Annotated in this window: 16 protein-coding genes; 1 reads left to right on the top strand and 15 read right to left on the bottom strand. The window is 40.7% G+C overall.

Annotated features, from left to right (window positions below):
* Positions 1 to 292 precede the first annotated feature (292 nt).
* The 13 genes from G9G53_RS06755 to G9G53_RS06695 form a co-directional block, all read right to left on the bottom strand.
* Positions 293 to 1,210, bottom strand: coding sequence for a glycosyltransferase family 2 protein (locus tag G9G53_RS06755; RefSeq protein WP_107733879.1), 918 nt, complete (start codon positions 1,208 to 1,210; stop codon positions 293 to 295).
* A gap of 163 nt (positions 1,211 to 1,373) precedes the next feature.
* Positions 1,374 to 2,252, bottom strand: a complete 879-nt coding sequence (gene rfbD / locus G9G53_RS06750; protein ID WP_107733878.1) for a dTDP-4-dehydrorhamnose reductase — start codon at positions 2,250 to 2,252, stop codon at positions 1,374 to 1,376.
* A gap of 1 nt (position 2,253) precedes the next feature.
* Positions 2,254 to 3,273 carry a dTDP-glucose 4,6-dehydratase gene (gene rfbB, locus G9G53_RS06745; RefSeq protein ID WP_107733877.1) on the bottom strand — a complete coding sequence of 340 codons (1,020 nt, stop codon included), beginning with the start codon at positions 3,271 to 3,273 and terminating at the stop codon, positions 2,254 to 2,256.
* Positions 3,274 to 3,353: 80 nt separating this feature from the next.
* Positions 3,354 to 3,902, bottom strand: coding sequence for a dTDP-4-dehydrorhamnose 3,5-epimerase (rfbC, locus tag G9G53_RS06740; protein ID WP_107733876.1), 549 nt, complete (start codon positions 3,900 to 3,902; stop codon positions 3,354 to 3,356).
* Between the two features lie 23 nt (positions 3,903 to 3,925).
* Positions 3,926 to 4,669, bottom strand: coding sequence for a sugar phosphate nucleotidyltransferase (locus G9G53_RS06735; RefSeq protein ID WP_107733875.1), 744 nt, complete (start codon positions 4,667 to 4,669; stop codon positions 3,926 to 3,928).
* Positions 4,670 to 4,702: 33 nt separating this feature from the next.
* The gene (locus tag G9G53_RS06730; RefSeq protein ID WP_165146353.1) at positions 4,703 to 5,626 is read right to left on the bottom strand and encodes an NAD-dependent epimerase/dehydratase family protein; all 924 of its coding nucleotides are present in this window, start codon (positions 5,624 to 5,626) and stop codon (positions 4,703 to 4,705) included.
* Positions 5,623 to 8,892 (bottom strand): glycosyltransferase, encoded by a 3,270-nt coding sequence (locus G9G53_RS06725; RefSeq protein ID WP_165146350.1) that lies wholly within the window; start codon positions 8,890 to 8,892, stop codon positions 5,623 to 5,625. Before G9G53_RS06725 ends, G9G53_RS06730 begins: the two co-directional genes overlap by 4 nt.
* Positions 8,893 to 8,928: 36 nt before the next feature.
* Positions 8,929 to 10,650 carry a glycosyltransferase family 2 protein gene (locus tag G9G53_RS06720; RefSeq protein WP_165146347.1) on the bottom strand — a complete coding sequence of 574 codons (1,722 nt, stop codon included), beginning with the start codon at positions 10,648 to 10,650 and terminating at the stop codon, positions 8,929 to 8,931.
* Between the two features lie 9 nt (positions 10,651 to 10,659).
* Positions 10,660 to 11,298 carry a hypothetical protein gene (locus tag G9G53_RS06715; RefSeq protein ID WP_165146344.1) on the bottom strand — a complete coding sequence of 213 codons (639 nt, stop codon included), beginning with the start codon at positions 11,296 to 11,298 and terminating at the stop codon, positions 10,660 to 10,662.
* A 42-nt stretch (positions 11,299 to 11,340) separates the two neighbouring features.
* Entirely contained in the window at positions 11,341 to 12,555 is a 1,215-nt protein-coding gene (locus G9G53_RS06710) for an ABC transporter ATP-binding protein (RefSeq protein ID WP_107733870.1), read from the bottom strand.
* A 15-nt stretch (positions 12,556 to 12,570) separates the two neighbouring features.
* Complete coding sequence (locus tag G9G53_RS06705; RefSeq protein ID WP_107733869.1) at positions 12,571 to 13,371, bottom strand: ABC transporter permease; 801 nt, start codon at positions 13,369 to 13,371, stop codon at positions 12,571 to 12,573.
* 28 nt (positions 13,372 to 13,399) lie between these two features.
* A complete protein-coding gene (locus G9G53_RS06700; RefSeq protein ID WP_165146341.1) occupies positions 13,400 to 15,571 on the bottom strand; it encodes a DUF3329 domain-containing protein in 2,172 nt (723 codons plus the stop codon).
* A gap of 454 nt (positions 15,572 to 16,025) precedes the next feature.
* The gene (locus G9G53_RS06695; RefSeq protein WP_107733867.1) at positions 16,026 to 16,871 is read right to left on the bottom strand and encodes a glycosyltransferase family 2 protein; all 846 of its coding nucleotides are present in this window, start codon (positions 16,869 to 16,871) and stop codon (positions 16,026 to 16,028) included.
* Between the two features lie 719 nt (positions 16,872 to 17,590).
* On the opposite strand from G9G53_RS06695, the gene G9G53_RS06690 reads away from it, so the two are divergent.
* A complete protein-coding gene (locus G9G53_RS06690; RefSeq protein ID WP_165146338.1) occupies positions 17,591 to 20,047 on the top strand; it encodes an O-antigen ligase family protein in 2,457 nt (818 codons plus the stop codon).
* Between the two features lie 91 nt (positions 20,048 to 20,138).
* Here G9G53_RS06690 and galU read toward each other — a convergent pair whose 3' ends face one another.
* Entirely contained in the window at positions 20,139 to 21,020 is an 882-nt protein-coding gene (galU, locus tag G9G53_RS06685; RefSeq protein ID WP_165146335.1) for a UTP--glucose-1-phosphate uridylyltransferase GalU, read from the bottom strand.
* Positions 21,021 to 21,215: 195 nt separating this feature from the next.
* Entirely contained in the window at positions 21,216 to 23,726 is a 2,511-nt protein-coding gene (locus G9G53_RS06680) for a U32 family peptidase (RefSeq protein ID WP_029514530.1), read from the bottom strand.
* Positions 23,727 to 24,306 lie beyond the last annotated feature (580 nt).

Raw genomic sequence — 24,306 nt, 5'->3', positions numbered from 1 at the left:
ACCACTTTTTTGTATAAAAAATATCTACATCAAATACTTGGGGTCCATAGAAGTATTAAAGCGAGTCCTTTAAGAGATTTTTGTGAATCTACTCCTATAGAGGAAACACTTTAGAATCGTTGGTTTTTCCAGGATGAATTGCTATTCTATCCGGTATTAACCTAACTTCAACATTAGGCAATCCAGAATAAGTTTTTAAAATTAGCTCTACAAAACGCTCAGAAATGGTGAACTTGTATTACCAACTAGATTAACTATTTAAAATCCCATTTAAAAATAAGCATCAATCATTTTATAATCTACCTATTATAAAAACAAACTTGTAAATCAAATTGTCTATTACAGACTGCCTATAAAATGGTGCACTAAAAATATATATAGCACGCTTAATTATATTTTTGTTTTGAAAACTAATAAACCTAGAAATTTCCTGTTGTTTTTGATCATCAAGTCTCTGTTGAAACGTTTGCGCAAACTCTATAGCCTGTTTACTTAAAATATAATGGTTTTTTCCGTTTATAAATCTATTCCACCTCTTGCTCCACTTGCTTTTCCAGCCATCAGCTGCTCCTCCCAGAACATTATTGTGGTGTTGACGATAGAGAATGCTTGGCTGTGGATCGAACACGACCTTTCCAAAAGATGAAACACACAGATATATCCACCAATCGTGCATGATAACATTTTTTACATTTAACGGAATATTATTCTTCACCAATTCCATTGTGGTTTTATTGAATACCATTGTACAACCGACACATACGTTCTCAATTAATGCATTGTAATGAGATAAGGGTCTTCGCGGAGCTACAGGCCATTTTTTCATGGGAGTTAGCCACTGATCCACCATTTGAGTTGCAGAACAGTACATTAAAGGAACGTTATTAGCAAATTTATTCAGAGAGGATACCGCAGTTATTAACTTATCCTTATTCCAAACATCATCTTGATCACAGAATGCATAAACATCAAACTCATTGGAGGACATTAGCACGAGATCAAAAAAACTTTGCACAACCCCTCTATTCTCACCCTTAAATATAACAATTTGTTGTGGATATAGTTTTTTAAGATGCTCTAGTTTTTCCAAAGTATTATCGGTTGAACCATCATCACGAATCAATATTTGAACCGACACGCCTTCTTGCCTAATCAAACTTAAAATTTGCTCGTCAATATACTGTTCTCCATTATAAGTAGATAATAGGATCTGAACTCTGAAAGTTAGCAGATGATCCCCCCCTTATAAAACACTCTCGTGCTCTTACTAAATGAAGATATATCCTGACTACTATACTATAGACTGTCCTTCTTACTAAGCACAAGAAAAAACCCCCCCAAACTCTAGCTTACAGGGGGATCTTTCTAACATTCTAATTATCATTTCGAAAATCAGCTAGTTCTTTTATAAAACAATGTAAACCTTCCCGCCAATGACGAAGATTGTTCAAACCGTTGGTACGAATTGCAATATGCTCCATGACCGAATTTTTTGGGCGCGCTGCCGGTCTTGGAAACTGATCAGTCGAGCATGGCTCAAGTATGGCAATTATCGTAGCATCCAATATGTCTACCGCTTCTTCAAAAATAGCTTTTGTAAACTCGTACCAGGTGCAAGAACCGCTATTGGATGCATGATATACGCCATACTTTTCCGTTTGAATTAATTCTGCCAAAAAACGTGCCAAATCCACCGTATAAGTAGGCGAGCCTTTCTGGTCGTTCACAACCTGAAGATGCGGCTTTTCCTGCCCAAGCTTTAGCATTGTTTTTACAAAATTGTTCCCATACAGCCCATACACCCATGACGTCCGAACAATAAAGTACCTTGAGGAAAGCGTCTGGGTTAACACCTCTCCCGCCCGTTTGGACTTTCCATAGATACTCTGCGGATTCGTATTGTCATATTCGTGATAAGGCTGCTCGGCTGTCCCATCAAATACATAATCTGTACTGATATAAACCAGTTTAGCTCCTGCTTTTTCTGCAGCCAGTACCATATTACGTGTTCCTGCCGCATTTACTTGATAAGCTGTATCAAGATCAGTCTCCGCCGCATCCACCGCTGTATACGCTGCACAGTGGATTACCGCTTCTGGCTGATATTGTCCTACTATCTTTATCGCCTGGTCCAGATCCGTAATATCCAGCTGTTCCCGATCATAGCCAACAACATCATGTCCCTGCTCTTGGAAGACCTTTACCACATCCTTACCGAGTTGGCCGGATGCTCCAGTAACCAATATTCTCATTTTACACATCACCTAAGCGGGAACCATACTGCTTAGCATAATATTGCTGATATTCGCCAGATTGAATGCGAGTCCACCACTCCTCGTTGTCCAAGTACCAGCGAATCGTTTCTTTAATGCCAGTCTCAAAAGAGTGCTTGGGCTTCCAGCCCAGCTCGTTCATGGTTTTGGTCGGATCAATACCGTAACGGCGGTCATGACCCGGACGATCCTGCACATAAGAGATTAGAGATTCTGGCTTGCCTAGCTCCTCCAATACCGTTTTGACGATATGCACATTCGTCCGCTCGTTATTTCCCCCGATATTATACACTTCACCCAGCTGGCCCTGATGAATGACCAGATCAATTGCACTACAGTGATCCTCTACATACAACCAATCGCGAATGTTCAAGCCATCCCCATACACAGGAAGCTGTTGGTCGCTCAATGCACGTGAGATCATTAACGGAATCAGTTTTTCTGGGAATTGATATGGACCGTAATTATTAGAACAACGTGTGATATTCACTGGCAAACCGAAGGTTTCATGATATGCACGAACTAACAGGTCACCGCCTGCCTTGGAAGCAGAATAGGGACTATTAGGCTGCAACGGAGTTTCCTCTGTGAACAATCCGGTTTCACCCAGAGAGCCATACACCTCATCTGTCGATACCTGCACAAATTTGGTCACATTATATTTCTTGGCGACATCCAGTAACACCTGTGTGCCCAGTACGTTTGTTTTCACAAACACTTCCGGCTCCAAAATACTCCGATCCACATGCGACTCTGCCGCAAAATTCACCACCACATCTATTCCCTGCTGCATCAGCTGATCCATCGCTTGTGCATCAGTAATATCCGCTTTCACAAAGGTATGCTTGGGATGATCTTCGATCGATTTCAAATTCTCCAAGTTGCCTGCATAAGTGAGGGCATCCACATTCACAATTTCATAGTCTGGATGCTGCTTTAACATATACAATACAAAGTTACTGCCAATAAATCCGGCACCGCCGGTGACAAGAAGTTTCATAAATACCTCCTCAAACGTGCTTCAATACATTTAACATGTTATTTTGAAACAGAACGACAAAACAGCCGCCTATTATCACTCTAATCAAAGTTAATGTCTGCATCCCTTAATGTCGGATGCTTCTGATCCTTCTCTGAAAGAATAGCATGAGAAGTTGGCCAATCAATCCCCAGCGCAGGGTCATTCCACAGAATTCCCCGATCATTTTCGGGTGAGTAATACTCGTCTACCTTATACAACACTTGAGTATTTGGAACGAGCGTACAGAACCCATGAGCAAATCCTTTAGGCACCAGTAACTGACGTCTATTATGCTCGCTTAAGATCACCCCGACCCATTGACCGAATGTTGGGGAACTTTTACGAATATCCACAATAACATCATAGATGGCTCCAGAAAGCACTCGGATAAGTTTGGTCTGGGCTTTAGGATGAAGCTGGTAATGCAGCCCTCGGATCACGCCAGCTTCTGCAGATAAGGACTGATTATCCTGAATAAAAGCATAGTTGATTCCATGCTGCTTCATGATTTGTTCATTGTAGCTTTCCATAAAAAAACCACGGTGATCACCATGGACCACGGGTTCAATAATTTTTGCACCTTCTAGTTTCAAAGGGATTACTTTCATTTCGTTCATATCCTCCCTTTATTCTAAATCTTTAGCTTTCCAAACTCTTCACCAAACACTATATCTTTGGCTAATTCATTAGCACGCGCAAGAGATGAATGAGTTCCCGCATCTGTCCACCATCCTTGGAGAACATCATATGTCAATGTTCCCTTAGCAATATATGCATTGTTGACGTCAGTGATCTCAAGTTCTCCACGAGCTGAAGGTTCAAGCGTTTTTACAATTTCAAACACGCTATGATCGAACATATAAATACCTGTTACAGCGTAGTTACTTTTTGGGTCTTTAGGTTTTTCTTCAATAGATACAATCCGTTCCCCTTCAAGCTCAGCTACTCCAAAACGGTGTGGATCTTGTACCTGCTGAAGAAGAATCTTCGCACCCGTGATTTGATTGCGGAAATTGTCCACAAATGGTGCAATGTCATCTTCAAATACATTATCACCCAAAATAACAACCATCTGATCATCACCTACAAATTGTTCAGCCAAATCAAGGGCTTGTGCGATCCCACCTGCCTCATCTTGAACTTTATAAGTGAATGTTACGCCCATTTCACGGCCACTACCAAGAAGGTTAACGACATCTCCCATATGCTCTTTACCTGTAACGATAAGTATATCGTGTATGTCAGCTTGCTTGAGCTTGGATACGGAATGGAAAATCATTGGATATTTCCCCACAGGTAACAGATGCTTATTCGTTACTTTGGTTAAGGGATAGAGGCGAGAGCCTGTACCTCCTGCAAGAATTATACCTTTCATCAAAAATCCTCCGATTTCTATTAGTTATATCGTTTATTTAACAGAAATATTCTGATAGTAGTTGATTGTCTCTTTCAAGCCTTGATATAAAGTGAATTGACTTGTCCAGCCAAGGATGAGCTGCGCCTGTTGATTGCTTAATGAGCTGTATTTAATATCGCCTATACGCTCCTGCATATAATAAGCGGAAACATCGATTCCCAGTATATTACGCATCATTTCAAACAATTCTTTCACCGAAATTTCTGTTTGTGTGCTGATATTAGTAATGCAATTTTCCCCTTTGGTAAGAGCCGCAATATTGGCGTTAACGATATCTTTGACATAAATGAAATCACGAGTTTGAGCACCATCACCGTGAATTTGAATCTCCTTGCCAGCAAGAAGGTTATCCAGGAAAATTGAGATCACACCGCCTTCTCCTTTAGGATCCTGCCGTTCGCCGTAAGCATTGCTGTAACGCAAAATCGTATATTTAAGACCATGAAGATTGGAGTACAACTGAATATAAAATTCAGGTGTTAACTTGGACAGTCCATAGGGTGACAGCGGAGAAAGCTTGGCACTCTCCTTTACAGGAAGTTCTTCTGGATAGCCATACACTGCTGCTGAAGAAGCATAGATAATTTTTTGTACTCCGGTTTTATAGCAACAATCCAAGATATTAATCGTCCCGCTAATATTGATCGATGCGTCCTGTGAAGGATCAACAACCGAATGCGACACACTAATCTGGGCAGCATGATGTATTAGAATCTGCGGCTTGAAGTTCTCAAACACTTCCAATAACTCTTCACTGCGAATATCCACATTATAAAAAATAGCCGAAGGATTAATATTTTCTTGCTTTCCAGTGGACAAATTATCAACAATGCATACTTCATGTTGTTCAGCAATCAATCTGTCAACAATATGAGAAGCGATAAATCCAGCTCCTCCGGTTACTAATATTCTCATACCTCTACCTTTCCAGTACTAAGATTTTTGTAATACAGTTCTTCCAATGTGTCAATGCTCGGCTCCCATCTCCATTCTTCTGCTGTCTTTCTACCATTCGCAGTCAGACGCTGTCTAAGCTCAGTATCTTCGATAAGCTTTTTAACAGCTTGCTTTGCGCCTTCAACATCCCCGATCTCCACGACCAGTGCGTTATAATTATCGACAATATACTCATCATAACCAGTTACATCTGCAACTACGCAAGTTCCTCCACAAGCCATCATTTCTAGAGGCGGACCAAAAAATCCTTCGACCCTACTCAGTTTAACGAGGATATCACAGCTGGAATAGATTTGATTCATCTGGCCCATTGGCACCTTTTCAAAGAATACATCGCATTTCCATTCTTTTTTCGGTTTCCCCGCTGAACTTACACACCACACTTCACAATCCAGATCATTAATAGCATTAAAGGCATCTTCCATCCCTTTAAATGGAATATCGATCGGTCCTTCAAGCAGTACCCTTACTTTATCGCCTTTTTTGGTAATTGGATCTGTTTGGAAAATAATATTCTCATCCAATCCATTAGGAACATAGGTAGAGTCGTGACCAAACTTTTCTTTCAACCATTTTTGAATCCATTTTGCTTCCGTCATATATTCATAATCGAATTTATATGAATCCCATGCCTTTTGACTTTCAAAAGACCCTGCAGGATAAAAGCGGCTCTCATCGGATTGAACAAAATATACTTTTCTCTTTGCAGGAATATCAGCAATGGTATAAGCAGTGCTCCAACCTGTTGCAACAAGAATATCCAAATTAGTCGGTGCTTCATCAATACCGATTATCTCAACTTTCTGGTTCGGAAACCAGTTGATCTCTCGATGAATATCCTCAGTAATAAGCAGCACATCATATCCACGATTTAACAAACGGTTTGCGTGCTGACACACTACTGCGATACCACCTGATATGCCGCATCCTGGAATAAGATAGGCAATCTTAGGCTTCATTACTACAATGTTTTTGTGTTCCTCCAGCATCAGATCAAACCAGTGATTATCGTCGTCTTTAAACGAAAGTTCCAGGTTGTTGCCATGTAATCTAAGATTAGTTAACATCAAAGGAATTGATTTGAACTTATATCCTTTATACGCCATTCTGAGCCATAATTCGTGGTCCTCGCGATAGCGCATATTTGTTTTTAGTCCACCTACGGCTCTGACAGCATCCAACCGCAACATTACGGTACTTTGGCAAGGGACACACATTTTGAGCAATTCATCATATCCGCAATCTGGACTTAATACTTCCTGCCCATTCTTAATATCAATCATGCGTGATCCGTCCACAAGAGCTCGCCAGCCTCCATAAACAACATCCGCTTTAAATTCATTAATATAATTCAACGAAATTTCCAGGCGATTTGGTTCTGCAATATCATCACTATCTTGAAAAGCCAGAAATTCTCCGCGCGCCTCACGAATGGCTTTGTTTCGTCCACGTACCGCGTTACCACTGTTGTTATAATATTTAAAAATGCGAACTTTCTCATGATCTTTATACTCATCTACGATTTTTAGCGTTTCATCCGGAGAACCATCGCAAACGATGATCAGTTCAAAGTTTTGATACGTTTGATTCAAAATCGAATCTATACTTTGTCGCAACACATCTGTTCGGTCATATACAGGAATGACTACACTGATGCGAGGAATATCTCCATTTACTTGTTGTTCCGCATATTTTTTCACAGGAGTAGGGGCAGGAAGGGACTGATTCCGATTAGCCAGTTTCTTGATCGCCAATTTTGGATTAGCTATGCCTTTTTTGACCCATCTTCTATATTTTTTGACTTTGGCAATCAATTTCCAGGAGCGAGAACTATAAATACTTTCCAGTTCCTTATCTTTTTCCCTTGTGAGTTCGAGCAAGTATCTTGTATTGTTTTCTTTTTGGTCCAGTTGGTTAAGAAATCTTTCTCTTTCAAATTCCAGCTGATTAAGAACCCCTTCTTTTTCAAATTCCAGATCTTGAATTTGAATGTCTTTACTGGTTGCCATCTGCGTCAAAGTAACAATTTCGCGATTCAAAGTTGCTTCCGTCTTTTCCAGTTCAGATTTTAATTGTGCCTGCTGCTTCACTGCTTCATCTCGATCTTGCATAAGTTTTGCTTGCTCAGCTTGCATCTCTGTCAGGCTTTCACTCAATCTGACTTCATTGGCCTCATTGACTTTTTTAACTTCCAGCAAATATTTTAAGTTCTTCTCTTTTTGTACAATCTCTTTTCCAGCAAAAGAATATCCTTCTATGAGATACTCCATAATTTGCGGATCGATCGTAACGATACTATCTCTTTTTTGCTCGCCAAGCTTGTATAGCTCAAAATACTGTTCCGCAATCGTTCTAATGTCATGGAATTGAACAGCAAGTTCCAAATTGGCTTCAATAATCTCACGCGTATAGAATTTTTGAATTAATTCAATAATTTGATCGGCATTGTACTTTTCACTGTTTATCCTTCCAGAAAAATTTTTCTGACGGAATTCATAATAAGTATCCGGTGTTACAATACCATCGCCGCCATTATAATCAAACACAAGCGGAAGTCTGCCGCAACTCATGGCTTCCAATATGCCTCGACCCAATGATACAACCACATCGGAATTCAAAATTTCCTCTTCTACATCCCACACATTGTTGTGTGATTGTCCAACAATGTTAAGTTTCATGTTTGCTTTGTTGGCTACTTCTTCCAAAACCTCTTTAACATATGAAGTATAACGGTTAGACAATAACAAAATGGTCTCGGGTTTTTCATGAGCCGGGGTCCTAGGATGGAACCGGGTTTGATCGATTCCATTACGGATAATGGATATTTGATCTTCATGAATGCTCCAGTTATGAATCAAATGTTGTTGTACCTCTTCACTAACAGCTACATACTTGACAATTGAGGGAATAAAGACTGGCTTCTCTTGCCATGGAATAATGCCATGCGATGTGAATACCATAGGTACAGAAGGATATTTATAATAAACGGAGATTGCTTCTGCACGATGCTGGGCATGTATAATGTCAACATCATCAGGTAAAGAAGCGATTTCGTCTGTGACAAGTACACCGATCTCGGTATATTTGTCTGCTAACTGACCAATACGAGTGGAATAAAGAAAGATTTCATGGTTTTGTCGCAAAAATTCTTTGACGAGACTATAAGTAAAGGTTTCCGTCCCCCCACTGTATTGTAAATCATGAAGAGTAAATAAAATTCTCATTTGACCAGGCGCTCCTATCAAAATAAAAGATTATATTCAAAGTCCTTCAGGTTTATATAAAAAATCAAGTGGATAATAATGATCCCTATCTTGCAAATAATCTTTATATTTCTCTAGCATAACTTCCCGTTCATTTTTAGGCCATGAATAGGAATGGGATTGTCGAGTATATAAAAGCTCATGATTCACTAGCTTAACGTGACCAGAAAGAAAATTGACACGCAGGCAATAATCCACAATGGTCAAATCGGTAGTATAGGTTTCATCAAAATCCCCATAATATTTGTAGGCATCTTTTTTTAACAGGAACAATTCAGGACTGATTGCCGTAATATTTTGTGCGATTTTAAGTCGGCCGAAATAACCAAAAAAGCTAGAATTGATATTATGATATAGATTTATAATTCCTTTTTGGCTAACCGCAAGTCCATAACTGCTGATTTTATTTTTTTTGTTCAAAACTTTGGGAGCTATAACAGCTGACTCGGTTGAGACAGCTTCCGCTATTAAAATCTTGTACCAATTATCAGCCAAAGAGTGAATATCCGCATTTATAACGATGGCATGATCAGCATTACTTTTTTTTAACAAACCATTTAATGCTTCAGCAACATTTTTATCACTGCAGTCATACACTTTATAGTATGAAGACTGCTCGGCAATGCTGTATGCATCTTTATGAAATGGAGTAAAATTCATCATCACTACATCAAACGGTCGGTATTCGGAAGAGATATTAAGACTGGCATAGTACTCTTTTATAGACTGTGTACTTTCCCAATTGCCCAGGCAAAACAAAGCTGCTGTCTGTATCTCATTTAAAACTGGAGTTATATTAAAAGCGCCATGAAATGCGCCTTCATTCACTGTCAATGATTCGTTTCGGTTTGACACATAGTTCTGCAGGGCATTTTTTCCAGCCTGCAGGGCGTAAGACTTGGCTGAATAGCTGGCAGCTGTGGAATTTTCGCTAATTCGCCAATGATACAAAACCTTTGGGATATGATGGACACAGATTGCTCGTTCAGTCAATCTTAAAATAAAATCGTAGTCCTGGCTTCCATCGAATTGACTATTAAATAGTCCCGTGCTTTGAAGCAACGAAGTTTTAAAAACCAAAAAATGACAGATATAATTGTAGCTCAGCAATGTATCTGGAGACCAGTCTGGTTTTTTGTGAACACTGATATGTTTCCGTGTATTACCGATAATTTTATCTTCATCGGAATAAATGACGTCTGCACCGTGTCTGTTAATAGCGTCTACGCATTCATATAATGCGTCATGTGTCAACAAATCGTCATGATCAAGCAACCCAATATATTCTCCCGTTGCCAGTGCCAGTGCGCGATTTGTATTTTCAGAGATTCCATAATTAGTTTCCGAGCACGCATAGACTATTTTATCACTTTTGGATATAAAATGGTTTATTACTTTCTCGACATCGCCCTCTGTACTCCCGCCATTAAATAAGCACAATTCAAAATTGGAATAGGTCTGGTTCAGTACAGATTCAACCATCTGCTTCAAAAACAGGGGGTTTGTATTGTAAACAGGGACGACAATACTAATTTTGGGTTGGATGTCGAATATTCTGTTTTTCTGTTCTTCAAGCTGCTGTTCAGCCAACGGCACAAAAGGAGGCTCTGAAAAAGAAAGTTGAAACCATTTTTCATGAGCCTTGTTGATAAAGCTTTTTATGCCTTTATCGCGAACCAGGTGAATTGCACGCATGATTACTCGGAACTTATTAATCATAATTGTCCCCTACTTATTTTTTATGAATCGCAACAATTCAAACAGAATAATATTCAAAAAACTAAAGAAAAGACCGTTAATTATAATATCCTTAATAGTAAATTGGTTCTGGTAAATAAGTTTGCCTACCAGACTGCCTTCCTGGTGCTGCCCCGCAAATGACAGATGTCCGTCCGCCAGGCTGGTGTTGTCCTTCCAGAGGGTTACTGCCTGGGAAGGATCACTTGTATTAGAGCTTATCCTCAAAATATACATCTTGCCTTTTGAATTCTCAACAGGATCGAAGGACAACTCGCTATAGGCATTATCTTTGGCCTGAATGTTATTGAATTTTGCCTGTCTTATTAATTGGTTTGTATCTGCTTCATATAGAGATAACAGCGTTTCACTGTCATTTTGCCTGTTAAATGTAGAAAAAAACAGTTCGACTTTAGCAAGACCATCCTGTTTGGCAGAAAAGGACTGTTCAATTACTTTAGCATTTGTAATCTCTCCAAAGTTTGCATTCAGATTTGTGCCCAAATTGATCGTCTTGAGTTTATACACCTCCGGGGCAAAAAGATTGCTATTTTTGATAGCAGATACTGAAAATACAAAAGCAAACGTGACGATTATTACAATAATAAAGCGCAACATCTTTCTAATCATCATACACCACCCAAATTCACCAAATTATCCCAACAATGTATATCACTCTAGTATCTCCCATTCATGCTTACATCTAAAATATCCTTCCCCAACAGGCAATCCGCGCAGATTTTTCTTGGGCAATACTCTAAATTCGGACACATAGTCATTACGATCATAAGGATACATAGCCATTTCATCAGAGATATGAACGGAAATGAAATATCGTCCATCTAAAAAGTCATTATTCTCCACTTTGATTTTAAATACGGAATAAGGCTGGTCTAATTTCACATCATCACGAACAGTATTAAACAGAGTGACAATGTCGCCTTTCTCATTATAAACGATCAATCCCACACCGTATTTCAGGCCGGATTCTCTGAAACCGAGTTCAATTGTGAATACAATATCCTCTCCGGTAACCACTACGTTTTTATTAATTTGAATTTTTTTTACAAAAATCTTATTTTTAGCTTTACCGGCAAGCTCATCGGTAAGTTCTTCTGCATCAGTAGCCATTACAATTTCTTTTGCTTCTTTTTGTTCAATAAAATATTTATATTTTTCGCAAATTTCATCTGCCGGTCCCTCTTCTCTCAGTATGCCTTTTTCAATCCAGACTGCATGACTGCAAAAGTTACGGATTGCGCTTAGGCTATGACTCACAAACAGAATGGTAGCTCCGCTTTGCACCATTTCCTTCATTTTCTCATAACATTTCTCCTGAAAAAACATATCCCCAACAGCCAGCGCCTCGTCCACAATCAATATATCCGGCTCAACATTGATGGCTACTGCAAAAGCTAATCTGGCAAACATACCGCTTGAATAAGTTTTTACGGGCTGGTAAACAAAATCCCCAATATCAGCAAAATCGAGAATTTGCTGCAACTTCTCATCAATTTCATCCTTGCTCAGATTCATCATAGTTCCATTTAAATAAATATTTTCAATGCCAGTAAGCTCCTGGTTAAACCCTGCACCCAGTTCCAAAAGCGCGGATATTTTACCATGAACGCTCACTGTACCACTCGTTGGATTCAATAGACCGGTAATAATTTTCAGAATGGTGGATTTACCGGAACCATTTGTACCGAGTATTCCTACAATTTCCTTTTTTCTAACTTGAAATGAGACATTGTCAAGAGCAGCGTAATCGTTATGATATTTTTTTTTCATCGGATGCAATGCTTCTTTAAGCCGGTCAGCTGGCTTGGCATATAACTTGTATATTTTGCTGACATTTTTTACATCAATTACAACTTCAGCACTCATCTTAACACTCCATCCTTATAAAACGTCAGCAAAATGAGGTTTTAATTTTTTGTAGAACAATGCTCCAACCAGAAAAACAATAAAGGAAACACACCAGAAGTACAGCGTCATCTCGGGCTTTTGCCAGAACCAGACCTCACTCACCAGCGAGTCCCTGTATCCTTCAACAATGTAATACATAGGGTTCAGTTTCAATAAAGTTAAATATTTGGCCGGAAACAAAGAGGGTTGCCACAAAATAGGTGACAGCCATATTCCAAATTGCAAGATGATAGCCACGATTTGATTCAAATCCCGAAAAAAAATGACGCATGAAGCCGTAATGTAAGACAAACCCAGCAATAAAAAGCACAGCGCAAAAAGATAATAAAAAAGTTGCAACATATAAATTGTGGGCTCATAACCATGCAAGAAATACACATACAATAAAAAAGCCATAAAAAATACGTGTACAAACAGTGCCGAAATAATTTTGATGCTTGGCAAAATGCTGACTTTAAACACAACTTTTTTTACCAGATAACTGTATTCAATTAAGCTGTTGGTCGAGTTGCCAAGGGCTTCAGAAAAAAAGAACCATGGAATAAGACCACACATCAGCCATAAAATATATGGGATATTGTTGAGCGGAACTACACGGAATCCAATTTCGAAAATGAACCAATATACAATAATGGTCATCAAAGGCTGGGCAAAAGCCCACAAAATCCCAAGTTGAGAACTGGCATATTTAGCCCAAAAATCATTTTTAGCTAGTTTTAAAATAAGGCCTTTGGAATTATAAAATTCTTTAAAAAGAGTTAGAATCTTTATCACTTCTTTCGCATGATATCATCCAATTATCTTATAGTTGGACATCATATAATGTAAGAACCTTGCCAATATTGCCTTTTTCATTATAAAGACCAATATCTATTTTTTTGAAGGACCTTATTCGGGATTTAGCTGTGTGAGTCCAAAATCCATCTTGTGTTGCAGCGCCCAATTCAAAGTCCCAATTGGCGTAACCGAACTTAACACGCTCTGCAGGCAAATTATTGATCTCTGAATCTGCAGGATATGCGTGTATAAACAGATACATTCCATGCAGCATTTGATAGTCTGAAATCGCAAGACGTGTTATTACCTGAAGTTCCTCAGGACTGAATTGATTAAGTTTGAACTCATCCATCGTAATATTGTCACTCAACTTAAATGGTTCTTTCATTAAAGCCTTGCCGCTTGTTTTGATATCATGGCTCGGCTCAATTTTTCCTGCAAGCTCTTCTTTGTTTAAACCAAGCACGTTTCCTTTGCGCCCGTCAGCGACTGAATAAAATCCCATTTCTACATTTTGATAATTCCCAAGATTCCCATTAATCTCACGAACGAAAAATGTGGTTCCATTAATTTTTTTTGCTACAGGTGCCATATCCCAATTATCATATCCAAACTTTTGGCGATCCTCCTGCAGCAGCGAAATATCATTATTTAAAGGAAAAGCATTAATAAAAAATCTTAAGTTGCTCATATCATTAACATTAGTATCGTTTCTAAAAATGAACAATAAGTATTCTTTATTATCCTCTTTAATCAGCTTGATGTCATTAATGGTTATGCTTTTGTAAAAATAAAAGTTTTTGTGGTCAAGAATGGACGGTAAGCCATAAAGAGTATCCTTGTTTTCCAAAGCATCCAACACGGCCTGATCCTCGGCAATTACGCTGCTTAAACCGTAATACTTATTGAAATAGTACGCAAATTGCTGATCCTCAATATCTCTGACAAATACGTATCTATTGCCATCTGTAAACAGCGGTAGAATAATGTCGTAATTGTTTTTGTTTTTGTTTTCGTTCACGGTCGCAATTCGAGCTGTATTCTCCCGATTTAATTGCACATAGCCTTTGAAAGCCGAAAACATGGATATTAGCATCACTACCGTAAAAACAACAACTATCGCCGCTTGTACTCTTGAGAATTTCAATTCAATATTCAGGTTTTCGATTAAAAACAAGCAAGCCACGATTAAAAAAGCCGCCCCCCCATAAGAGGCTCTGATAGGGAAAATAGGGGAAGCAATCATAATAAAAAAGCTCATAAAGCCAGCAAACATAAAAAGGATCGCAAAATAGACATTTTCCTTTTTCAATTTCCAAGCTTTGAAATAGATCAGTGCAAAAATGTTAATAACAAGCAGAATAGCCAGAACAAGCAGCAAATACTTTTGCTCGATCAATGCCCCTTCAAGATTATGCGCATAATCTTTCAATCTCTGCAGTAATGGTGCATGATAATTGATCGCTTCAGATCGTTTATTATTGCCCGGAGCAACAATCATAGTTGCAAATCCGAGAAAAACGCCTATACCGCCTGTATAGAACCAATTGGGTAATTTTTTTGACTTGATCCATTTTAAATACACATATAAAATTGCCACCAGCATACATGCAATTGAACCAGTATTTTCATTAGTCATACCGGCCAAAAAACCAAGCAAGGCCATACACACACCAATCAGATAATTATCTTTCAGCATTGGCTTTTCTACGGCCAGATAGCGGTAAGGGAATAAAAAAAGCATAATAAATACAGTAGTCCATAAGTAGTTGACAGAGCCAATTAACCAGATTGAAGTTTCCCCGAAGTTTGGCAGACCGAACCAGCACAAAATTACTACCGCAAGCAAAGATCCAACATCTTGTACACGGTTCATCATTCTTAAACGCACAAAACACAAAATTGTTCCAATCAGCAACACCATCATGATGGCATTCATGATATTAAAGATCGGTTTTCCCAGTAGCAAAAAAAGCTGGCCGAAAAAATGTGCAACTAACCGACCACCCCAGGTAAAATAATGTACATGCAAGGATTGGAAGATATCCAATAAACTCGTTACTTTGGTATCTGTTGCGAAAATAAAGCTATACGCAAAGTCATCCGCAAACAACGGTTCCATCACATTTAATGCATAAAAATAAGCGAGTAACAAGATCCCAGTTATACCTGAGACCCAAACGTACTTTTTTGACATAATATTTATTTCACCCTTTAGATAAAAGTGTCTCACCTTAGACGACAAACATAATGGCATGCTCCTTCTAGGTCATTAACATCTGTATTTCAGGTCTGCCGATTAACCGAAATATTTAATTAAACGACATCTGCCCAAGGCAGATAGGATTATACAACTACATTAATGTCGATGCTAAAAATCGTTTCGTATGACTGAAGCTCTTCTGAAAGAGCATTCGCTCTAATAGTACTTCAACTTTAACCAAAAATAGCCCTTGTCTTGAAAATGTAGCTCTTTGCCGATTCGACTCATAATGCAATTCCGTATCATTCCTCAGTCAAGTTTCCCGCCGTTGCGTAAAAAGTCTCCTATTGTTTTATTCTCTTTCCTCTGTAGCAAAGTATTTCCCGATCCCTTATGGAAAACAGAAACCGTTTAAAAGACGATTTAGAACTCGTCCTGTACAATTAAATTATGGCTTAATATTAACTGCATTACTGAAAAGCTCATATCCCCATTTATACAAAGCACGATCAAAGTCTGACTTTTCATGAACCGCCTTTCCTTTTCTTTCAGTCCACTTTTTTCCATATGGCTCATATGGAAAATAATTAGCATAATAATCGCAAGTTTCTTCCCAATGCTGAATTGACAGAGATTTCCCATAATGTTGACAATAAAACATGGTAACTATACTACTATCCTCAGTATATGAAGGCTCTCTCGAATCCAATCCAATATATTTAATACTCGCATTTGGTCTCCATAACATAACAATATCTCGTCTTTCAGGCCCGAAATATTTCCTGAAGTTGAGGAGTTTGCTCGTAGGTGCATAAGACTGCTGATCTTCCTTGGTTATATAGGCATCAAACAGTTGAATTTTAACTATATCAACGTTTTGAGAATCATCTGAGTTTATAAATTCTCTAATTTCTCCTATATACCGCTCATCAGCGTCGGCACAAAATATCCATTCAGGAGAATAACGCGAAGATAACCGAAGAAGATTATCACGATGTTCTGTTTCACTTTTTAACCGTTCCTCAGGTGTTGTCTCCCAATGAAAGTTTCTAATTATTGCTATAACTTTCTTATGATTTTTTAAAATTTCAAAAGTATTATCCGTACTGGCGTCATCATAACATATAATCCCATCAGCAAATTCACTCAAATGATCTAATGTATCTTGGAGAATTAGGGATTCATTTCTTATCCGCAACATTGCTAAGAGCTTGTAATTTTTAATTTTTTTGTAATCAAAATAGTATATTCTTTCCTTTTTCGAAATTTTATAAAACCAATTTAATAATTTCATGAATATTACTCCCCATCAATTCCATATTCAACTGAATATCGATTCTATTCATTTTGTATCTACGTAAAAATTGGCTGTACAATTTTTGCTAGTAATGAAACAAAGATAACTCATTAGATACAAATACGATCACAAAGCATTTCCTTCAACAAAGTTATTTTCCCTAAAACTCATCTTCACTTTGAAAACCCGCTCTTTTCCTAACAAAATTGATTCACAATGTAGATCCCTATTATTTCTTCGTCCAATTCCCCAACGTTACACGCATGCTGTCCTGGTTGACAGAGCCTTTCACACAATCTGTTCGGAAGCCATGAGGTCTAAAGCTCCTCTTCGATGAGCCTAAGCCTCTTCAGGTATTTTTTTCTGCAGTCAAGGAGCAACAGCGCTGGGCATAACTTTCCTGAAATCGTTTCGCTTGATAGATTTACCTGCTCTGCATTCCGACAAAGCTCTCGGCTTAGTCATGGCAGAATGTCTGCCACGCTACTTGACAAAGGCTCTGGCATGTTCCCCTACTGGTGTAGGCTTTCTAGCTCGCTGTGTTAGACTATGGTAAGATAAGTGTAGCTCATGTTGGATTTCTTTATGTGAATGTGCGTGTACACATAATTCAATTAAAATTCACCTTGCACTGATAAAAACTATTAACTGTACAGTTGTAATAATTGTTATGTTAAAATACTAGCATTAACTTCAAAAAAAGGAGATTGTAAACCTTGTCGAATCCAGTATACGGGAAACAGGCCAAAACGTCGACCCGTGACGATAAAAGGCCGGCTATGTTTTGGGTGTTAATTGTTGGCATGATTCTGTTTTTAACTTGGTCTCCCTTCCAGGCTGCACTTTTCAATGGGCAAATGCTCGATTTTGAAAAGCCACTCTATTGGGCTTTGATCATCAGCACAATTCTATTAATTTTAGGAATCGTAACCTATTTTAAAAAATTCAAGTTAGAAGAGCAAAGGGATTGGCTGACTGTATTAGTATTATTGCTTCCCCTAACTTATGTGCTTTCACTGACTTCAGCAGCTTCACATTACCTGGCCATGAATATGGTTGTGGTACAGTGCATCTATGCCGCTCTGTTTATTATCTCAATCTATCTACTACAGGATCGCTTAGGCAATAAGATTATTCACAACCTGATTATGACTATTGCTTATATCATCGTAGGCTTTGGCTTCATTAACTGGTTCGGACAGTGGGTGCTTGCCGGCAAAATGGTAGGCTGGTTTACCCAATATGTGTATCAATATCGCTATACCAATGCAGTTATGACAGATACAAATGGTCTCCGGCTGACATCAGTGTTTCAATATGCGAATACATATGCGGCCTTTCTAATGGCTTTCCTATTCGCTGCCGTTTTCTGTCTGATGAAATCAAAACTATGGTATGGCAAGGCTATCCACGGCTTCATGTTGGTGCCTATTCTAGTCTCGCTATTCCTGACTTTGTCACGGGGCGGTCTGGTTATGCTGCCAGTCGTGTTCGTCCTGCTCTTGCTTTTCCTTAAACCTGCACGCCAAATTATATGGATCTTGCATTGCGCCATTGCTGGTGTAGCGTCAATATCTATCTTGTCGCCAATTACAAATATGGGATTACAACTCAATAAGACCTACAACGGCGGAGAGGCTGCCAAGGCTTGGGGATTACTTATTGGAGTCTCCCTTGCTGTCGCTGTCGTACTGTGGCTTGTTGAACGTTATCTGGCACCAAGGTTGGAAAGTGCCCTCACAGGGTGGACTTCCCGTAAGTTATCCAACCTGTGGCTGCCTGTCGGATCAGTTGTAGTGATTGGCTTGCTGGCTTTTCTGTTTATTGGAACTGGCCTACGCAGTGTTCTGCCTGAAAACGTCCAGGTCCGGTTTGAAAATATCAATTTCCGGCAGCATAGTGTACTGGAACGACTTGTATTCTATCAGGATGCTGCCAAATCGATTAAAGATCACCCTATTATTGGGAGCGGTGGTGGCGGGTGGGCTACCTTGTACGAAAGGTACCAGGATTATCCTTATAGCAGCCGCCAGGCCCATAACTTTTTCATGCAGTACCTGGTTGAAGTAGGCATCTTCGGTTTTGTAATTTTAATGTCATTCATCATATATATTTTCTACAAATATATTCGCAGCTATATTAGACAAAATGATGAAGAACGGGATTCTCACTTCCTATATCTCATTTTGGCACTCTCGATCTTACTTCATAGCTTGCTGGACTTTAATCTGAGTTACGTGTTTATGGGCGTACTGGTATTTATGAGTCTTGGTGGTATGGCCGCTGCTATGGACAGCAAACCGCTTAAACGCCTGTCCATGAGTGCTTCTGCATTTCGAATCATGTATAGTGCAGCCATCGGCATTCTAAGCATTGTGTTGCTTTTTGCAGGTCTCCGCTTCGTGCAATCGGCCAATGCTGCTACATATGCCAAACAGATTATGGCGGTAAGCACATCATTCGAGGAAATTCAAAGTGCGATTAATAAGGATCTTGAACTTCGTCCTACACATCCGGATTCGGTTATAAGTTTGGCTGCACTGTACAAGAATGTGTATGATCAAACGAAAAAAGAGGAATTTTATAACGCTGCAATAGAAGTACTAAATACAGGTCTGAAGGCAGAACCGTATAATAAAATCATGTTAAACTCCAAAGTTAACCTTTTACGAGCAAAAGGTGAGAACGAGCAAGCCTTCAGTATTTTGGAAAATAACATTTCCAACTTTAACTGGGACAATGACTGGTACAATATGTTGATTACCCAAGCTTACACTGTTGGCTTTAAGGCACGTGAGCAAAAAGACACCACCAAAGAACAGAAGTTTTTCCAAGCAGGTCTTGCTGCTTATCAGCAGGTTTTGGATAGGGTAGCCCATATTAAGACGCTTCCACCTGAAATTGAGTTGCCACGTACTTTTGAAGTAACTCCAAGTATTGCACTCAGTACTGGCAAAATTGAGTTCATGTCAGGTAAGCCTGCTGAGGCTGCAAGCATCCTCAAAAACGGCTTGAAGGACGACTTAAGCGATGCTACGAATCGTGAGGTTGCTCGCTATTACGTTGCTGCCCTACAGCAGCAGGGACAAGATGACAAAGCTTTGTACGATAAGCTGATTCAGGCTGATCTGAAGGAGAAGGAGCAGATTGAACAGTTGAAATCGGAGAAATAGTTAAGAAAAAAGAGACTAGCAGATGATGTTACATCATACTGATAGTCTCTTTTTTTATATTGAGGAAGCATAGTTAGGTTTAGTGAGATGTTTACTTTTGTTGGTCAATCTCTTTAATAACCTGTCTCATATAAGCCAGTACTTCATCCTTAATCTCGTTATGCTGTAGAGCATAATGAATGGTCGTTTCAATGAATCCTAATTTCTCGCCAACGTCATGGCGATTGCCATCAAATTCGTAGGCCAGAATGGGGCTCTTTTCTCCCAGTTTGGACAATGCGTCCGTCAGTTGAATCTCCCCGCCTACTCCCGCAGATTGCTGACCCAGGATATCAAAAATATCAGGCGTCAAGATATAACGTCCCATGATCGCCAAGTTGGAGTTAGTTTCTTCCTTCTTTGGCTTTTCCACTAATCGTTCCGCCTCAGAGATTTTGGAAGTAAGTGCATGGCCTTCAACTATGCCGTAACGATGTACCTCGTTCCAATCCACTTGTTTTACACCTACAACAGAACGCTGATACTCATCGAACACGTTAATCATCTGTTTGAGGCATGGATTCTCAGACTCAACGATGTCATCCCCTAAAAGGACGGCAAAAGGTTCGTCACCGATAAACTTACGTGCACACCATATGGCATGCCCCAACCCTTTAGGTTCCTTTTGACGAATATAGTGGATATCTGCCATCTCTGATGGTTTACGCACTTCATTGAGCAGGTTCCATTTTTCCTTCGCAGTCAAATTATGCTCCAGCTCAAAGGAGTAGTCAAAATGATCCTCAATCGCCCTTTTGCCTTTACCAGTAACGATAATGATATCCTCTATACCAGATGCAACAGCCTCTTCAATAATATATTGAATTGTTGGTTTGTCTACAATGGGAAGCATCTCTTTAGGCATCGCTTTCGTAGCAGGAAGGAATCGGGTTCCTAATCCCGCAGCAGGAATAATCGCTTTACGGATTTTCATAGGTTAAACTCCTTTGTCATCAATATAACGGTAAGATATACTGTCTATGATTATAACAGGAAGGTCAATTATTGTAATAGATTAAAGAAGAAGACATCTTCCCTCAAAGAGAACATGTCTTCCAATCACTAGCTTTCTATATAAATATATTATGCTGCCGGAATCTTTCTGGCTCCCGAACAAATATACAGTTATTTATTTCACCAGCTGCCCACGTGTAACACCCAACTGATTCGTTGCTTTCAGCGTCTTCCATACTTGTGTTCCGCTGATTTCTCCGCGCAGGGCACGGTTATAGAGATCAATAACCTCATGCACTTGCTCCGGTGTCTCCTCCAAAAATTCCACGCGGTAACGGGACACGCCCAGCTCCAGGAAGTTGGACAGGTATTCCGCGCCGGATTGCTCAATCGCGTTGTACACCGTGTTGCGGCAGCCTTCGTCCACACGGACCGGATGAGACATCCCAATCCGATCACGCAGGGATGCGCGATGGTCCTCACACGGACGTCCACAGTTCGTGTAGTCGGTGCCTTCACTCATAAAGGTACAATATACGCAATGTTCAGTATGGAACATTGGCATATGCTGCTGGATCACAATCTCCAGTTTATCGGTACGCGTACGTCTGAGCATATCGACCATTTGCTGGATGTTCAGATCGTACGAAGGCGTAACCAGGTCGCAGCCGGAATCCAGGAACAGATCAGCCGCTTTATGGTTGGCTATGTTCAGCGAGAAGTCACCAATCAATTGCGGGTGATGTGCGTCTGGATTCTCCAACCGATGTCGCAAGTAGAAATACAGGGCTCCTGGATTGCGTACCAACACAGCATCCGGCTTCAGGCGCAGGATGTTGTTGTGGTAGCCATTTTCACCCGGCATGTGAATACGCGGGGTCGCCAGCGCAATTCGGCGGCCTGCAGCGTGCACTGCCTCTACGGCTGCCGGGAATTGCTTGATGAACTCGAAGTCGGCGTAGATGAACTCCACGCCGGCCTCGAGCGCAGCCTCCACCTGAGGGAGGCTGCGGCACAACGCGGTCAGCTCTGCCTGACCGCGTGCCACAGACGATGCCGGAGTCGATGCATCGTCATACACCTCGACCGCCCGCTTCGTGTACACGGGCGGTTTGGGGCGCTCGCCCGCGAGCAGTTCCACCGCCTGACGGCGGATACCATTCAGCTCGCGCATCGGCACGATGACGTCCCCATGCAGATGGACGTCCAGCTCTTCCAGCTGGAACACCGTTCCGCCCAGTCGGCCGAACTGCTCTTCGAGCAGTTCGTGCGTCATCGGACGCTTCTGGGCAATTTCAAGTTCCAGCTCGGAGTCCACGCGGACCGTTGTGCCTTTCTGCACGTCGGTCCACCATGTCGACAGCGGTTGTCCTGGGGAGCCGCTGACCCGCACATGTACTGGGAAGACCCGGTACGGCTTGTCCGTGTCGTACGACTGGCGCAGACGCTTGTCCAGCGCCGGGTCGTTGGTCTTCCAAATGCGATCGCCCACGTGTACACGGCGCAGATCGACATCGTTGCGTCCCGCTACAATGTCAATGATCCAGCCTTCTCCGGCTTCGCCTTCAATCTTCACGCCCTTGCGACGGATATCGTATACGCGTCCGCCTTCTTCTTTTTGCGTGGGATCTCCCGCATCGAATACAATACCATCGCCACGCTTGAGCGGTGCATCAATACGGCACACTACGCCATCACGAAGGATTTGTTCCACTCGGCCCAGATACACCCCCCGGCTTTTCGGGAACGTCCCGTCAACCAGCTTCTTGTTATTGGTTCCTTCGAGAAAACCGTGCGTAAAGCCGCGTGAAAAGCTCTGCTGCAGCTCGCGGATATCTTCTTTGCTCGTCTTGGATGTATCTCCATCAAAATACTTATCAATAGCCTTGCGGTACTTGCTGACCACATTTGCCACATATTCAGGTGTTTTCAGTCGCCCTTCAATTTTAAAAGAAACCACACCCGCGTCGATCAGTTCAGGCATCAGGTCAATCGCTGCTAGATCCTTAGGTGACAGCAGATACGTCACATCTGCCATTGGCTTCTGCTCTCCATCCACCATCAGATCGTAAGGCAAACGACATGCCTGTGCACACTCACCACGGTTAGCAGAGCGGCCGCCCCACATTTCTGAAGTCAGGCATTGGCCAGAATAAGATACGCATAATGCTCCATGTACGAATACCTCCATTGGAAGTCTCGCCTGATCGCCTATTTTTTGGATCTGTTTCAGGTTGTTTTCACGTCCAAGCACGACCCGTTCCATATTGTACGGCTTTGTAAACTCTACCGCTTCCGGCGAGGTAATCGTCATTTGGGTAGAACCATGAATCGGAAAATCCGGTGAAATGTCGCGGATCATTTTCACCAGGCCCATATCCTGGACAATTAAAGCATCGACTCCAGCATCAATACAGGCATCGACCAGCTCCTTAGCGTCCTCCAACTCGTTTTCAAATACCAATATATTGAATGTTAAAAAACCTTTAACCCCATAGCTATGCAAAAACGCCATAATTTCAGGCAGTTCCTCCATGCGGAAATTATTCGCCCGTGCCCGTGCGTTGAACTTTTCCACCCCGAAAAAGATCGCATCAGCCCCGTTTGCCACCGCCGCACGCATACAATCCCAGTCACCGGCTGGTGCCAGAAGCTCAACATCTTCTCTTCGTACTACTGATTTCATTTTTGTCCTCCCTATATGGAGAAATAACTGATTAACCTTGAGTTAAACGTTATTTTCCAGAGCAGCGATGCTGCTTATTTTATAGCCCTATGAATTATCATCCTATCCGATCATCCCCACTCTGAACCACTGGCTCGAGGGATAAATGGAATCCAACTCAAAAAATCCGCATCACGAACATTTGCGGCATAGTTATTCTTATCTTGTAACTAATCTAGTGTACCAGACTGCGTCCCAAGCTTCTACACTTTCCAAGCGATTCCTCATAAAAATCCTCTTACTAAAACATAAAAAACACCCCCATTCCCGTCAAACGGTACTTTGGAGGTGAAGAATCCTATAAAACAAGAGGAACAACGAAGTAATCAGTACTATCGAGCAGGAAGCCAAATAGTGATGAAGACTAGGCAATTTAGAGCGCTAGTAAGCTACACCAGCCTTTTTAGAATACGGTATCCTCGTTGACGCTAACAGCGTACCAGACAATGAATCCGAGAAAAGGGGTTCGTATTGGCTGATCTAAGTACCGTAAATATCTGCCTTCGCTCTTCCCTGCTTACCTCACTCATCAAAAGATTGG

It is taken from the genome of Paenibacillus sp. EKM206P (assembly GCF_011066155.1).
Taxonomy (GTDB): Bacteria; Bacillota; Bacilli; order Paenibacillales; family Paenibacillaceae; genus Paenibacillus; species Paenibacillus polymyxa_D.
This window is presented reverse-complemented; position numbering and strand designations above follow the sequence as displayed.

Bases quoted from the DNA above. Each gene is read 5' to 3' on its own strand.
- rfbD (WP_107733878.1), bottom strand. From the start codon at position 2,252: ATGAGAATATTGGTTACTGGAGCATCCGGCCAACTCGGTAAGGATGTG.
- rfbB (WP_107733877.1), bottom strand. From the start codon at position 3,273: ATGAAACTTCTTGTCACCGGCGGTGCCGGATTTATTGGCAGTAACTTT.
- rfbC (WP_107733876.1), bottom strand. From the start codon at position 3,902: ATGAAAGTAATCCCTTTGAAACTAGAAGGTGCAAAAATTATTGAACCC.
- G9G53_RS06735 (WP_107733875.1), bottom strand. From the start codon at position 4,669: ATGAAAGGTATAATTCTTGCAGGAGGTACAGGCTCTCGCCTCTATCCC.
- G9G53_RS06730 (WP_165146353.1), bottom strand. From the start codon at position 5,626: ATGAGAATATTAGTAACCGGAGGAGCTGGATTTATCGCTTCTCATATT.
- G9G53_RS06725 (WP_165146350.1), bottom strand. From the start codon at position 8,892: ATGAGAATTTTATTTACTCTTCATGATTTACAATACAGTGGGGGGACG.
- G9G53_RS06720 (WP_165146347.1), bottom strand. From the start codon at position 10,650: ATGATTAATAAGTTCCGAGTAATCATGCGTGCAATTCACCTGGTTCGC.
- G9G53_RS06715 (WP_165146344.1), bottom strand. From the start codon at position 11,298: ATGATTAGAAAGATGTTGCGCTTTATTATTGTAATAATCGTCACGTTT.
- G9G53_RS06710 (WP_107733870.1), bottom strand. From the start codon at position 12,555: ATGAGTGCTGAAGTTGTAATTGATGTAAAAAATGTCAGCAAAATATAC.
- G9G53_RS06700 (WP_165146341.1), bottom strand. From the start codon at position 15,571: ATGTCAAAAAAGTACGTTTGGGTCTCAGGTATAACTGGGATCTTGTTA.
- G9G53_RS06695 (WP_107733867.1), bottom strand. From the start codon at position 16,871: ATGAAATTATTAAATTGGTTTTATAAAATTTCGAAAAAGGAAAGAATA.
- galU (WP_165146335.1), bottom strand. From the start codon at position 21,020: ATGAAAATCCGTAAAGCGATTATTCCTGCTGCGGGATTAGGAACCCGA.
- G9G53_RS06680 (WP_029514530.1), bottom strand. From the start codon at position 23,726: ATGAAATCAGTAGTACGAAGAGAAGATGTTGAGCTTCTGGCACCAGCC.